The 13,877-nt window shown below is 70.7% G+C and carries 14 protein-coding genes; 2 read left to right on the top strand and 12 right to left on the bottom strand.

Annotation, left to right across the window (positions count from 1 at the left end):
• Positions 1 to 57 precede the first annotated feature (57 nt).
• From KYX17_RS01575 to dapE, 3 genes are all read right to left on the bottom strand, one after another.
• Positions 58 to 231 carry a DUF3117 domain-containing protein gene (locus KYX17_RS01575; protein ID WP_243224785.1) on the bottom strand — a complete coding sequence of 58 codons (174 nt, stop codon included), beginning with the start codon at positions 229 to 231 and terminating at the stop codon, positions 58 to 60.
• Between the two features lie 93 nt (positions 232 to 324).
• Positions 325 to 1,536, bottom strand: coding sequence for a hypothetical protein (locus tag KYX17_RS01570; RefSeq protein ID WP_243224784.1), 1,212 nt, complete (start codon positions 1,534 to 1,536; stop codon positions 325 to 327).
• Positions 1,518 to 2,591 carry a succinyl-diaminopimelate desuccinylase gene (gene dapE, locus KYX17_RS01565; protein WP_243224783.1) on the bottom strand — a complete coding sequence of 358 codons (1,074 nt, stop codon included), beginning with the start codon at positions 2,589 to 2,591 and terminating at the stop codon, positions 1,518 to 1,520. Before dapE ends, KYX17_RS01570 begins: the two co-directional genes overlap by 19 nt.
• A 51-nt stretch (positions 2,592 to 2,642) precedes the next feature.
• On the opposite strand from dapE, the gene dapD reads away from it, so the two are divergent.
• Entirely contained in the window at positions 2,643 to 3,596 is a 954-nt protein-coding gene (gene dapD / locus KYX17_RS01560; RefSeq protein ID WP_243224782.1) for a 2,3,4,5-tetrahydropyridine-2,6-dicarboxylate N-succinyltransferase, read from the top strand.
• 190 nt (positions 3,597 to 3,786) lie between these two features.
• A complete protein-coding gene (locus KYX17_RS01555; protein ID WP_243224781.1) occupies positions 3,787 to 5,274 on the top strand; it encodes a DEAD/DEAH box helicase in 1,488 nt (495 codons plus the stop codon).
• A 264-nt stretch (positions 5,275 to 5,538) separates the two neighbouring features.
• Here KYX17_RS01555 and KYX17_RS01550 read toward each other — a convergent pair whose 3' ends face one another.
• The 9 genes from KYX17_RS01550 to glsA form a co-directional block, all read right to left on the bottom strand.
• On the bottom strand, positions 5,539 to 6,834 hold the full coding sequence (locus KYX17_RS01550) for a citrate synthase (RefSeq protein ID WP_243224780.1): 1,296 nt from the start codon (positions 6,832 to 6,834) through the stop codon (positions 5,539 to 5,541).
• 153 nt (positions 6,835 to 6,987) lie between these two features.
• Positions 6,988 to 8,100: a succinyldiaminopimelate transaminase gene (gene dapC, locus KYX17_RS01545; protein ID WP_243224779.1), complete on the bottom strand. Its 1,113-nt coding sequence runs from the start codon at positions 8,098 to 8,100 to the stop codon at positions 6,988 to 6,990.
• A 2-nt stretch (positions 8,101 to 8,102) separates the two neighbouring features.
• Complete coding sequence (fdxA, locus tag KYX17_RS01540; protein WP_243224778.1) at positions 8,103 to 8,423, bottom strand: ferredoxin; 321 nt, start codon at positions 8,421 to 8,423, stop codon at positions 8,103 to 8,105.
• Between the two features lie 9 nt (positions 8,424 to 8,432).
• Positions 8,433 to 8,900, bottom strand: coding sequence for a histidinol dehydrogenase (locus tag KYX17_RS01535; RefSeq protein WP_243224777.1), 468 nt, complete (start codon positions 8,898 to 8,900; stop codon positions 8,433 to 8,435).
• A gap of 41 nt (positions 8,901 to 8,941) precedes the next feature.
• Entirely contained in the window at positions 8,942 to 9,256 is a 315-nt protein-coding gene (locus tag KYX17_RS01530) for an AzlD domain-containing protein (RefSeq protein ID WP_243224776.1), read from the bottom strand.
• Positions 9,253 to 9,963, bottom strand: coding sequence for an AzlC family ABC transporter permease (locus tag KYX17_RS01525; RefSeq protein WP_243224775.1), 711 nt, complete (start codon positions 9,961 to 9,963; stop codon positions 9,253 to 9,255). Before KYX17_RS01525 ends, KYX17_RS01530 begins: the two co-directional genes overlap by 4 nt.
• Positions 9,964 to 10,014: 51 nt before the next feature.
• Positions 10,015 to 11,019 carry a phospholipase gene (locus KYX17_RS01520; RefSeq protein ID WP_243224774.1) on the bottom strand — a complete coding sequence of 335 codons (1,005 nt, stop codon included), beginning with the start codon at positions 11,017 to 11,019 and terminating at the stop codon, positions 10,015 to 10,017.
• A 141-nt stretch (positions 11,020 to 11,160) separates the two neighbouring features.
• Complete coding sequence (locus KYX17_RS01515) at positions 11,161 to 12,786, bottom strand: MFS transporter (protein ID WP_243224773.1); 1,626 nt, start codon at positions 12,784 to 12,786, stop codon at positions 11,161 to 11,163.
• Positions 12,783 to 13,790 carry a glutaminase A gene (glsA, locus tag KYX17_RS01510; protein WP_243224772.1) on the bottom strand — a complete coding sequence of 336 codons (1,008 nt, stop codon included), beginning with the start codon at positions 13,788 to 13,790 and terminating at the stop codon, positions 12,783 to 12,785. The genes KYX17_RS01515 and glsA overlap by 4 nt, the downstream gene beginning before the upstream one ends.
• Between the last annotated feature and the right edge of the window lie 87 nt (positions 13,791 to 13,877).

The raw sequence follows: 13,877 nt of genomic DNA, 5'->3' as shown, positions 1-13,877 counted from the left end.
GGGGCGGCGGATCCGGAGATCCGCCGCCCCATCGTCCCCGCCGGAGCGGGAGAGGACTCAGGCCGCATCCACGACGGCTGCCAGCACGTCGTGAAGCTCCTTCGCTTCGGCGTCGTTCACGGAGACGACCAGACGGCCGCCGCCTTCGAGCGGAACACGCACGATGATGAGGCGCCCCTCCTTGACGGCCTCCATGGGTCCGTCTCCAGTCCTCGGCTTCATCGCTGCCATCGTGGCTCCTTTTCCTCGGTGGTATGCATCGAGTTTATCGGTAGGGCCGGTACCCTGTGCGCCCGCTGGGAAGAATCCGTCATGAACAACGGGTCACGGAACCTGCCAGAACGTGTTCCCCAGGGCATACACGTGATAGATCCACAGCCATTGCCCGGCGATGCACAGCACGAGGACGGCGAACCGATACGCCCGCCGCCTCGGCACCACCGCACCCCACAGCGGCGTCAGCGGCAGGAGCAGACGGAACGTCGATGACTGTGGGAAGAACACCGCGAGCAAGTACAGCAGGTAACTGGCGCTCCACAGCCGCACGTCGGCTCCGAGCCGACGGACCGACGGGGCGAACAGCAGCGCCGCTGTCGCGCCGGCCACGAGCAGCACCAGCGCCACGAGACCCCACCACCCCGGCATCCCCCAGTGCGAGAACCAGAACTGCGCCGCCTGGATCCATCCCTCGAACGGCACGAAGCCGTCCTCGCCCATCCCCCAGGCCCGGCGCCACGCCAGCTCGGTGGCGAGGTACGAACCGGCGTCCCCCGTGACGAGGCCGGCGATCACCTGCCAGGCGAAGCCCGTGACGGTCGCGAGCGCACCGAGGAGCAGGATGTGCACGACCTCGACCCTCCGCAGCGGCTCTCGATCACGGCGCACCCAGCGCAGGATGCCGTGCAGCCCCAGGAAGAGCGCGAACGCGAGGATGCCCGGGCGCGTGAATGCCATGATCGGAATGAGGGCGTAGAGGATGCCGTAGCGCCGGCGCTGCACGGCATCCAGCGCGAACAGCAGCATCATGACGAACAGCGCCTCGGCGTATCCGACCTGGAACAGCGCGGCGAGCGGGCCGGAGGCGAAGAAGGCCACAGCCCACAGCGCGGGCGCGGATCCGATCCGCCCGCGCAGCAGCCGGTGCAGAGCGAGGCACGCCGCGTACCCGGCGGCCAGCGAGATCACCAGCGCCCCGGCACCCCAGGAACCCAACGGCACACCCACGATGCGCGCCAGATATGCGTAGACCGGCATGAACGCCCATGCGTTCTCGGCCACCGTGCCCGCTTCGGTGAGCGGCAGTTCGGACGGATAGCCCTCGACCGCGACCAACCAGTACCACTGAGCATCCCATCCGACGACGAAGTCGTCGATTCCGGCCTCGGGTCCGAACCGCGACGCCGGCCCCGACAGGGAGGCCGCGAGGCCCAGCAGCGCGGTGGTCACCAGCCGCGCGAGCACATAGATCGCGGCGATCCGCGCCGCGATCGGAGTCCGTGCCCAGCGCCGGGCGGCGGTCAGGACGCCGTGAGCCACGCGCGCAGGCCCCGCTCGACCGCATCGATCTGCGCCACGGCGACGCGCTCCTCGTCATGGTGCGCGAGGTGCGGGTCACCCGGTCCGTAGTTGACGGCCGGGATGCCCAGCGCCGAGAACCGCGCGACATCCGTCCAGCCGTACTTCGGACGCGGCTCGGCGCCGACGGCCGTCACGAACTGCCGGGCGATGGGCGCGTCGAGTCCTGGGCGGGCGCCGTCCGCGGCGTCCGTGATCTCGACCTCGAAGCCGTCCAGCACCTTGCGGACGTGCGCGGCCGCCTGTGCGGCCGTCTTGCTGGGCGCGAAACGGTAGTTGACCTCGACCTCGCACAGGTCGGGGATCACGTTCCCGGCGACGCCCCCGGAGATGCGCACCGCACTCAGGCTCTCGCGGTACACCAGTCCCTCGACGGGCACCTCCTTGGCGCGGTACTCCGCGAGACGGGCGAGGATGGGAGCCGCCCCGTGGATCGCGTTCTCCCCGACCCAGGCCCGCGCGCTGTGCGCTCGGACTCCGCGGGTGCGCACGACGGCGCGCAGCGTGCCGTTGCAGCCGCCCTCGACCTGGCCGTTCGACGGTTCGCCGAGAATCGCGAAATCGGCCTGGAACAGCTCCGGCCGGGCATCCGAGAGGAGGTTCAGGCCGTTCAGGCTGGCCGCGACCTCCTCGTTGTCGTACCACATCCAGGTGATGTCCAGTGCGGGATCGGTCAGCTCCGCAGCGAGCTTCAACTGCACCGCGACCCCCGCCTTCATGTCGACCGTCCCGCGACCCCACAGGTACGGCTCGCCCTCGACGTCGATGGCGCGCGTGGGCACGTTGTCGTTGATGGGGACGGTGTCGATGTGCCCCGCGATCACGACGCGCTGCGCGCGCCCGCGCTGCGTCCGCGCGACGACCGTGTTCCCGAATCGGAGCACATCGAGATGCGCGAGCGGACGGACCGCCGCCTCGATGGCGTCGGCGAGCGCCGCCTCGTCCCCCGAGACGCTCGGGATGTCGCAGATCGTCCGGGTGATGTCGAGCGAGGACGCGGTGAGATCCAGAGGCATGGCACAAGCCTACGGCTCGGGCGGATCGCGCGGCACGGTAGCGTGGTGGTCATGAGCACTGCGCGCACGGTATGGGGTGTCGGACTGTCCACGATCGCCGCGGACGGCACGGTTCTGGACGCCTGGTATCCCGAGATCGGGTTCGGCGAACTGGATGCCGCGGATGCCGTGGCCGCCGTCGCGACCTGGGAAGCGCTCGCCGACGCCGACGAGCGGCGCAACGTCCGCACCGAGCTGGTGCAGCTGCGGATCGACCTCGACGAGGCGCCCGCGTCGACGGCCGACGCGTACCTGCGTCTGCACGCGCTGTCGCGGCTTCTCGTGCGGCCCAACGACCTGAACCTCGACGGCGTTTTCGGCCACCTGCCGAACAACGCCTGGACCACCGCGGGCCCGATGCTCCCCGCCGACGCCGCGCGGCTGCGGCCGCTGCTGCAGCGCCACGGGATCCAGGTGCAGGGGCTGGACAAGTTCCCGCGCCTGACCGATTACGTCCTCCCCGAGGGCGTTCGCATCGCGGACACGTCGCGCGTACGCCTGGGGGCGCACCTGTCCCCGGGTACGACGGTCATGCACGAGGGCTTCGTCAACTTCAACGCCGGCACGCTCGGTCCCGTCATGGTGGAGGGCCGCATCTCACAGGGCGTCGTCGTCGGCGCGAACAGCGACATCGGCGCCGGCGCGTCGATCATGGGCACCCTGTCCGGCGGAGGCACGGTACGCGTCTCGATCGGCGAGCGCTCGCTGCTGGGCGCGAACGCCGGCATCGGCATCGCGCTCGGCGACGACTGCGTCGTCGAGGCCGGCCTGTACGTGACGGCCGGCTCGAAGGTCGTGCTCGCGGACGGACCGGACGCCGCAGAGGGAGGGAAGCGCACCGTGAAGGCCGCGGAGCTGAGCGGACGCGACGGCCTCCTGTTCTGGCGCAATTCGGTCACCGGCGCCATCGAGGCCAAGCAGCGCGCCGGAGTGGGCGTGACCCTCAACGAGGCGCTGCACGCCTGACCTGGTAGACTTGCGAGGTTGCCCACGGGCAGCTGCGTCGTCGTCACGGGGTCTTCGAGGACCGAAGCGAGCTCACCGCTCCCCCAGCATCTGGCCTTTCGAACGGCGAACCGGAGCGCACCCTCCGTGCGCCCTCGCCCACCTCACACCCACTACCGCGCGCCTCTTCGCGCGCCGACGGAGTACATCCATGCCTTCTTTCCTCGACCTCGGCGTTCCGGCGCCCCTCGCTGCGGTTCTCGAAGCCGACGGCAAGACCGAGGCGTTCGCGATCCAGCGCGACACGCTTCCCGACTCCCTCGCCGGTCGCGACTTGCTCGGCCGCGGCCGCACCGGCAGCGGCAAGACGATCGCCTTCGCGCTCCCGCTCGTCGCCCGGCTCGCCGCGTCCGGCACGCGCACCCGTCCTGGCCACCCGCGCGGCCTCGTCCTCGCCCCGACCCGTGAGCTCGCCACCCAGATCGCCGCGACCGTGTCGCCCCTGGCGAAGGCTGCAGGTCTCACGGTCGCGACCGTGTTCGGCGGCGTCAGCCAGCGCCCGCAGGAGCAGGCGCTGCGCAGCGGGGTGGACATCGTGGTGGCCTGCCCCGGCCGCCTCGAGGATCTCATGAAGCAGAAGGTCGCCTTCATGGATGCCGTGGAGGTCGCCGTCCTGGACGAGGCCGACCACATGGCCGATCTCGGATTCCTCCCCGGCGTCACGCGCATCCTCCAGGCGACTCCGACCGGCGGTCAGCGTCTGCTGTTCAGCGCCACGCTGGACCGCGGCATCGACACCCTCGCCCGGCGTTTCCTGGTGAACCCGGTGAGCCATGAGGTCGACGAGGCCAGCGTCCCCGTCGGCGAGATGACGCACCGCGTGCTGCTCATCGAGGACGTCGACCGCAAGAAGGCGCTCGTGAACCACCTGGCGTCCGGTCTCGGCCGTCGCATCCTGTTCACGCGCACCAAGCACCAGGCGAAGAAGCTCGCGAAGGTGCTGACGGCAGCCGGCATCCCCGCCGTCGACCTGCACGGCAACCTGTCGCAGAACGCCCGCGAGCGCAACCTGGCGGCGTTCTCGTCGGACCCCGCCGACGGCGGCGTCCGCGTCCTCGTCGCGACCGATGTCGCCGCCCGAGGCGTGCACGTGGACAATGTGGATCTCGTCGTCCACGTCGATCCGCCGGTCGAGCACAAGGCGTACCTGCACCGCTCGGGCCGCACGGCCCGTGCGGGCGCCGCAGGCACGGTCGTGACGGTCGTGCTGCCCGAGCAGCGCCGCGACGTGAAGGACCTCCTGCGCAAGGCGCAGATCACGGCCGCGCTCGAGCCCGTGACGACCGACGTCGTCGAGGGCCTGGTCGGGGACCGCGCCCCGCACGTGAAGCCCGCGCCGCCGCAGCAGCAGCAGCAGCAGCGTTCCGCGCAGAAGCCTCAGGGCGGTCAGTCGCGGGGCGGCCAGGCGCAGGGCGGACGTCGCGGCGGCCGTCAGCAGTCGGCAGGGGCGCGCTCCGGTGGACGCGGTCAGGGCGGTCGCGACGCGGCCTCCTCGGCCCGCACCGACGTTCCCCGCGGCGGGTCAGTGGCCCGGTACTCCAGCGAGAGCGGCCAGCACTCCCCCGCGGCCCCGTCCGGACAGCCCTCCCGCAACCGTCGGCGTCGGGCACAGCGCCCCTCGGGCGCCCCGCGCGGCTGACGGGGCCGGCGACCGCCCGTTCCGGTCGCAGATTCCGCCGCCACTCGAGCGGACCCTGCCGTTCAGGTCGCATTCCGTGCCGCTCATGCGCCGGAGAAGCGGCACGAAATGCGACCGGAGCACCGGCACCCGCCGGAGAGCCGGCAAGAATCGCGACCGGAGCGCGACCGCACCGGAACGCGAAGTGCGGCTGGCGGCGTGAGGCTCGACTGAGCGCGCGACGCCGCTGATGTGCGCGCCCTCCGCGACGCGCCGCGACGCGCGTCAGCGCGTGGGGAACGAGCGCTCCGCTGCCCCCGTGTACAGCTGCTGCGGACGGCCGATCTTGGTCTGCGGGTCCAACTGCAGCTCGCGCCACTGCGCCAGCCAGCCGGGGAGACGTCCGATCGCGAAGAGCACGGTGAACATGCGGGTCGGGAAGCCCATGGCCTTGTAGATCACGCCGGTGTAGAAGTCGACGTTCGGGTACAGGCGCCGCTGGACGAAGTAGTCGTCCGCGAGGGCGATCTCCTCGAGCTCCTTGGCGAGGTCCAGCAGGGGGTCGCTGACGCCCAGCGAGGCGAGCACCTCGTCCGCGGCCTCCTTGACGAGCTTGGCCCGCGGGTCGTAGTTCTTGTAGACGCGGTGCCCGAAGCCCATGAGCTTCACACCGTCTTCCTTGTTCTTGACCCGCTCGACGAAGCGCTGCACGCTCTGACCGGACTCGCGGATCTGACCCAGCATCGTGAGGACCGCCTCGTTGGCGCCGCCGTGCAGCGGACCCGACAGCGCCTGGATGCCGGCCGAGACCGAGGCGAACTGGTTGGCGCCGGTGGACCCGACCAGGCGGACCGTCGACGTCGAGGCGTTCTGCTCGTGGTCCTCGTGCAGGATCAGCAGCAGCTCGAGCGCCTTGGACATCACCGGATTGACCTCGTACGGCTCGCTGAGCACGCCGAAGTTCAGCTTGAGGAAGTTGTCCACGAAGCTCAGCGAGTTGTCCGGGTAGAGGAAGGCCTGACCGATGCTCTTCTTGTGGGCGTACGCCGCGATGACCGGGAGCTTCGCGAGCATGCGCACCATGTTGAGCTCGACGTGCTCGGGGTTGTGCGGGTCAGTCTGGCCCTCGTAGTAGGTGGACAGTGCGGCGACGGCCGAGGAGAGCACCGACATGGGATGCGCGGTGTGCGGCAGCGCCGAGAAGAAGTGCTTGAGATCCTCGTGCAGCAGCGTGTGGCGCCGGATGCGCTCGTCGAAGTCGCTGAGTTCTGAGGGCGTCGGCAGCTCGCCGTAGATGAGGAGCCAGGCCACCTCGAGGTAGCTGCAGTTCTTGGCGATCTGCTCGATCGGGTACCCGCGATAGCGCAGGATGCCCTGGTCGCCGTCGATGAACGTGACCGCCGACTTGGTCGACGCCGTGTTCACGAACCCGTAGTCCAGAGCCGTGTAGCCGGTCTGGCGCGTGAGAGTCGAGAAGTCGATGCTGTCGTTGCCGCTCGTGCCGCGCACCACCGGGAATTCCGCCGTGGTTCCGTCGATCGAAAGGGTCGCCTTCGCCTGCTGGTCGCCCGTCGCGCTCACGCGGACCTCCTCCTACGTCTGTGTGGACCGTGTTGGTCTGGGGTCGTCGGCTCCGGGCGTCGTGCGCCGGCCGAAGAATCGCCTCTACAGCCTAGTGCGCACACCGGCCTACTGTGACATCCGCCAAGAGATGCATGCTCGGGATGCCGAAACCTACAGCGCCGCCGAGTGCAGCCGTCGCGCCGCCTCCGCGACGCGCTCGGTGGCCGCGGTCAGCGACAGCCGAATGTGCTCCGTCGAGTCCGCGCCGTAGAACGGACCGGGACCTGCGAGGATGCCGCGATCGGCGAGGCGGCCCATCGTCTCCCACGCGTCGCGGCCCTCTGTGGCCCACAGATACAGGCCCGCCTCCGACCCGTCGATGCGGAATCCTGCGGCGGTCACGGCGGGCAGCAGCAGTTCGCGGCGCTCGCGGTAGAGCTGCTTCTGAGCCGCGACGTGCTCGTCGTCGCGCAGCGCGACCGCCATGGCGTGCTGCACGGGAGCCGGCGGCATGATTCCCAGATGCTTGCGCGCCGTGAGCAGATCGCCGACGACCCGCGCGCACCCGGCGAGGAACGCCGCGCGGTAGCCGGCGAGATTGGACTGCTTGCTCAGCGAGTACACGCTCAGCAGGTTCGCCCTGCTGCCGCCGGTCACGCGAGGATCCAGCACAGACGGCACCGGCTCGCTCGCCCACGGCCCGTCCCAGCCCAGCTCGGCATAGCACTCGTCGCTCGCGAGCACCGCGCCGATCTCCCGTGCGCGGCGCACGGCCGCGGCGAGCTCAGGTACGGTCCAGGTGCGTCCGTCGGGGTTGCCGGGGCTGTTGATCCAGACCAGGCGTGCACCGTCGGGCCAGTCGGCGGGGTCGTCGGCGCGCACCGGGGTCGCCCCGGCGACCTGCGCGCCGACCTCATAGGTGGGGTAGGCCACCGTCGGGTGCACGACCACGTCCCCTTCGCCGAGGCCGAGCAACGTCGGCAGCAGCGCGACGAGCTCCTTCGAGCCGATCGTGGGGAGGACGTTCGCGACGGTCAGGTCCGGCACGCCGCGTCGGCGGGCGTACCAGTCCACGATCGCCTCCCTCAGCGCCGGGGAGCCGACCGTCTGCGGGTAGGCGTGAGCATCGGTCGCCTCCGCCAGCGCGGTGCGGATGATCTCGGGCGTCGGGTCCACCGGGGAACCGACCGACAGATCGACCAGGCCGTCCGGATGCTGAGCGGCGCGGTCGCGGAACGGGGTGACCGCATCCCAGGGGTAGTCGGCCAGGTCTCGGACCGACACCGTCACTCCCCCTGCGGGGGAAGGGCCGCGATGATCGGGTGGTCGTGGTGGATCACACCGATCTTGGCCGCACCGCCGGGAGAGCCGACCTCGTCGAAGAACTCGACGTTGGCCTTGTAGTAGTCCTGCCACTCCTCGGGGAGGTCGTCCTCGTAGTAGATCGCCTCCACGGGGCACACGGGCTCGCACGCGCCGCAGTCCACGCACTCGTCGGGATGGATGTACAGCGATCGCTCGCCCTCGTAGATGCAGTCCACGGGACACTCGTCGATGCAGGCACGATCCTTCACATCGACACACGGCAGGGCGATCACATACGTCACCCGTCCAGTCTACGACCCGTGACCGGCCGGCTCCTCCCGCACTCCGGGGACCGCTGTGATGACGTCGGGCGCTCCGGATGGTGCGGGCGCGCCGGCAGCCGCAGGAGCGGGCCGTCCGGTCGCCGGACGGGAGAACCGCGGCCACGCGACCGCGAGAAGCACCAGACCCGCGACGAGATAGATCCAGATACGTCCCCACACGCCGTCCGCCACGACCACGGAACCCCCGGGGCCGACCCCGGAGATGAGCGTGACCATGCCCAGCATCCCGAGTCCGGCGGCGAGCGTGGCACCGCGGTCATGGGTGAGCGCGCGGATCGCGACGAGCAAGGCGCCGCACGCGATGGCGGCGATGATGAGGCCCACGGGAACCGCTCCCCACGTCAGGCTGTGGGCGATCGTGCCCGCCACTCCGTAGACGCCTCCGACGAGCGCGGCGGCGACCCAGGAGAGGATGCGGGAGAGCCAGGTGTTCACCCTGCGATTCTACGGGGACCGCACCGAGCGGATGCCGCTTCTCACGCCGCCCAGCCGGCCAGGCGCAGCAGCGCGGCGACCGCCGCGGCCGCGAACACGACGACGAGGAAGGACTGCCGCAGCCACAGCAGCACCGCCGCGACGAGCACCGCGGGCACGCGGGCGTCGACGACGATCGCCTGCCCGTCCCCGAGGGTCTGCACGGCGACCAGCGCGGCGAGCAGTGCGACCGTGAGCAGATCGGAGATCCGCGCCGGGCGGGCAGCGGCGAGGATGTGCGCCGGGATGAGGTAGCCGAACGTCTTCAGCGCGACGCAGATGCACGCCGCCAGCAGCACGGCGCTCCAGATGCTCATGCGCCGGCCTCCCGCCCTGCCGGGGCGACGTCACGACCGAGCCAGTTGAACCAGCCCACCACGATGGCGACGACCGCGGCCAGCAGCACCGGGATACCTGGCATGAGCCACGGGGTCAGTGATGCGGCCACGACCGCGGCGGCGATCCCGACGGCGACGGCCTGGCGTTGCCTGAGCCGAGGCCACAGCAGCGCCAGGAACGCGGCGGCGGCCGCGGCATCCAGGCCCCACGCGCGGGGGTCGCCCAGGACGTCCCCGAGCAGTGCGCCGACGAGCGTCGTGGCGTTCCAGCCGAGGAAGATCCCGATGCCGGTGACCCAGAAGCCGATGCGGCTCAGACGCGGATCGTCCTGCGAGATCGCGACGGCGGTCGATTCGTCGATCGTGAACTGGGCGGCGGCCGCACGACGCCAGAATCCTCGGCCGATGATCGGCGACATCCGCATGCCGTACGCGACGTTTCGGACGCCGAGCAGCGCCGCGGAGGCGATCGCGGAGGGAAGGGCCGAGACGCCGCCGGAGGCGAGCACCCCGATGAAGGCGAACTGGGAGCCGCCCGTGAACATCAGCAGGCTCAGCACGCACGTCTGCCAGACGTCCAGCCCCGAGGCCACGGCGAGAGCGCCGAACGAGATCCCGTACGCGCTCGTGGCGAGGGCGACGCCGAGACCCTCCCGCCACACTTCGCGGGAGCTCTCGGTCGTCATCCCCTCATCCTAGGATGCGGCCGCAGTGCGGTCGCGTCCTCGCGGATCTGCTCAGTACCAGTCGGTCGCCTGCGAGTGCCCCCACGCCGCGCACGGCGAGCCGTACGCGCGATCGATGTAGCTCAGGCCCCACGCGATCTGGGTCGTCGCGTTGGTGCGCCAGTCGCTTCCGGCGGTGGCCATCTTGTCGCCGGGCAGCGACTGCGGGATGCCGGTCGCGCCGGACGAGGCGTTGTAGGCCTGGTAGTTCCAGCCCGACTCCTTGGTCCACAGCGACTCGAGGCAGGAGAACTCCCCGTCGCCCCAGCCGTACTGGCTCGCGGCCATGGCGCGCGCGGTCGCCTTCGCCCCCTCCGGGGTGTTGGCCGCGGCGCGGGCCGCCGCGGCGCGTTCGGCCGCGGCCTTCTTCTCGGCCGCCGCCTTCTGGGCAGCCGTGAGCGCCTCGCGCAGCGCGGCGGTGTCCGCGACGACGGACGCGGTGCCCTCGGCGACCTCGGCCGTGTCCAGGACGACCTCGAGAGGTGCCTCGCGTTCGGCGTCGGCGGTGAGCGCGGTCTCGTCGGCGACGTTCACGGTGTCCGCCAGGTCGGCGATTCCCGCTTCGAGCACGCTGGTGTCGATGGTCGTCTCGGCCTCGACGGTCAGGCCGGAGTCCGCGACCTCGGCCGTCAGCGCCGCAGCATCCGCCACGGCGGTCTCGGCTGCGGTGATCGTGGTCGTGACGTCCTCCGCGATGCCGGCGAGCGGAACGGCGAGTGCGGCGGCGCCGGTGGCCTCGGCGTTGGGATCGGCCGTGGTCACCGTGGCGAGCGACGCCACGGCGTCAGAATGCGCCTCGACGGCCGCGGCGGCGGAGGACGCGGTGCCGGCCGTGACGGCGACACTGAGGACGGCACCCAGGGCGATGCCGAGGACGAGCGGGTGGCGGGATGTGACGTCCGCGTGGGCGCGGGCCATCGTCGCGGCGCGCGCGGAGGCGCGCGTGAGCGGGGAATGCAGCATGAAGGGTTCGACTTTCGGGTCGTCGTCGGCCCGGACCCCTGCAGGGCAGCTCATCGGGAGCTCATCCCGGGCACGGTGATCGAGTCTGATCCCCTTACCTGGGCGAAACCATTCGCCCGCCTGGACGTCCCGTGGTTTTTTCCCGGGAATGGACGCCTCTCGTTCCCGGGAAAGTATGTTATGAGTTCGTTATCTTCACTCGTCCGCCGGCGAGGGATCCGGGATCTCCTCGGGCTTGTACCGTGGCAGGCGGGAGGCCGGAAGGATCGCCAGGGCGCTGACGCCGGCGAGAACCAGCAGTCCCAGCCGCAGCGCGTCCAGTCGTGTCTGCTCGTTGACCTCTACCGCGGCATCCACCTGTGCCGGCGTCGCGTCGGTCTCGGCCAGCGCCTCGCGCAGGTCGTCGTTGCTGATGAAGTTCAGCTCGTCCATGTTGACCTGCTCGACGAGCGCCGGAGGGATCTCCGGGTGCTCGACGACGGCCCGGCCGACACTGAGCCCCAGCAGGGAGACGAGCAACGCGCCGGCCACCGCCGTGCCGACGGCGGATGCGAGGTTCTGCGTCGTGCCGCGCAGCGAACCGACGTCACCGGCGAGCTCGGAGGGCGCCGAGGTGACGAGCACGTTGAACACCAGGGTCACGAGCGCCCCCTGGCCGATGCCGAAGACGATGAGCCCCAGGATCGTGGGCAGCGTCTCCCAGTTGTTCGTGACGACGAAGGACAGCCAGACCAGTGCCGCTGTGGTGAGGATGAACCCGAACACACCGATGGTGCGCGGCGGGTATCGCCGGTAGAAGCGCACCACGAGGGTCGCCGTGATGAACACCGTGAGGTTGAACGGCATCATCGCCAGGGATGTGTCGAAGGGCGTCCGCCCCTGCACGATCTGGATGTAGAGCGGGATCGAGAAGTTCACGCATGCCTCGAGCGCGACGACGATGAACATCGCGTACACCGCCGCCCGCTCGCGCGAGGACTTCAGGATGCTCAGATCGATGAGCGGCACCTTGCCCTCGCGCATGCGCCGGCGCGTCCACAGGAAGAACGCCTGTCCCAGGATGACACCCAGCACGATGAGCACCGGCGCTGGAGACAGACCGAGGACGTCGAACGGCGCGGCGTCGGTCGCCTGCACCGCGCCCCAGGCGTTCAGATTGTTGAAGCCGAGAGTCAGCAGCACGATCGCGGCACCGATGAGCGCGGACGCCACCAGGTCGATGCGGATCGTGGCGTCGCCGCGGTCACCGCGCAGCGTGAAGCTGAACGCGAAGACGACGACGGCGATCGCGAGCACGATCATGAAGACGGGGCGCCAGCCCACCAGCGTCCCGAGCGTGCCCCCGATGAGGAAGGCCGTCACGCCGGAGATCGCCCTGGCCGATCCCAGGCCCCCGATCGCGGTGGCCTGCTGCGCTCCGCGGTAGTTCTCTGCGATCAGGGCGACGAGGGCGGGCACGATGATGGCCGCCGAGGCCCCGGCGAGCGCCTGACCCGCGATCGCCCACGCGACGCTCTGCGACACGATCATGAGCACCGACGATGCCGCGAAGAGCGCGACGACGACGCGGAACATCAGCACCCAGCCGACCCGCTGGCCGAGCTTCGCGCCGGTCATGACGAGGGCGGCGACGGCGAGTCCGTACACCACGATCGTGGAGCTCGCGACCGTGGGCGGGACGCCGAAGTCGTCGACCATGCCTCCCAGCGAGATGGGCAGCGCCGCGACGTTGAACGACATCAGGACCTGCGCGAGGAACAGGCTCACCATTGGCAGCCAGCTGCTGCGCTGCTCGACGGCGGGAGTGGCGGACGCGGTCATGAGAGCTCCTGGACGTGAGGGGCGGAGGCGAACAGGTTGAGTCCGAGGGCGCGGGAGAGGTGTCCGATGGCGAGCTGCGCCCGCACCGAGTTGCCCGCGCTGTCGAGGCGCGGCGAGAAGGCGGCGGCCGCCCCCTTCCCAGGGGAGACCGCGACGATGCCGCCGGCGACGCCGGACTTCGCGGGGAGCCCGATCTCGAAGAGCCATTCCCCGGACCGCTCGTACAGGCCGGTCGACGCGAGCACGGCGAGCGTGTCGCGGCAGACGTCCGCCGAGACGACCCGTTCCCCCGTCACGGGATTCACGCCGCCGTCGGCGAGCGTCGCCCCCATGACGGCGAGATCGTGGGTGGTCACGCTCAGCGCGCACTGGCGCGTGTAGACGTCGACGATCTCGTCCGGGTCGCCCTCCAGCCGCCCGTAGCCGACGAGCAGGCGCCCGATGGCGCGGTTGCGGTCGTTGGTCTCGGCCTCGGAGCGGTACACCTCGCCGTCCATGCTCAGCTGACGCCCCGCGAACGCGGACAGACCCTGCCGGATGGTCTCCCATTTCTCGGCGGGGGTGGCCCCGGGGACCAGAGCGGTCGTGGCGATGGCTCCGGCGTTGACCATCGGGTTCATGGGGTGCCCGGCGTTGAGCTCGAGCGCCATGAGCGAGTTGAAGGCCAGGCCGGTGTTGTTGACGCCGACGATGTCCCGCACGTGCGCGTGCCCGTGCTCGGCGATCGCGAGCGCGTAGACGAACATCTTCGAGATCGACTGGATCGAGAAGGGGTGCAGCGCGTCGCCGGCATCGTGGACGCCGCCGGCGACCTCGATCACGGCGATCCCGAACAGCTCGGGGTCCGCCTGGGCGAGGATCGGGATGTAGTCCGCGACGGCCCCGGAGGACTCCTCCGCGTAGCGCTCGTGCGCCTGGCGCACCAGCTCCTCGACGCGATGCCACCCCGGGAGCCTTCCTGTGGAGACCTCCTGCGGCACGTTCTGGAACCGGGTCGGGTCCACAGGCATCCTCCTCGCACAGCGCCGCCCCCAGCGGCTAGGTCACACCATAGCGGTTGGGGGCGGCGGCGTCCGAGCGTCGAGCCGGAA

The organism is Microbacterium sp. CIAB417 (assembly GCF_022788845.1).
Note: the sequence above shows the minus strand (reverse complement) of the source record. Positions and strands in the feature narration are given on the sequence as shown.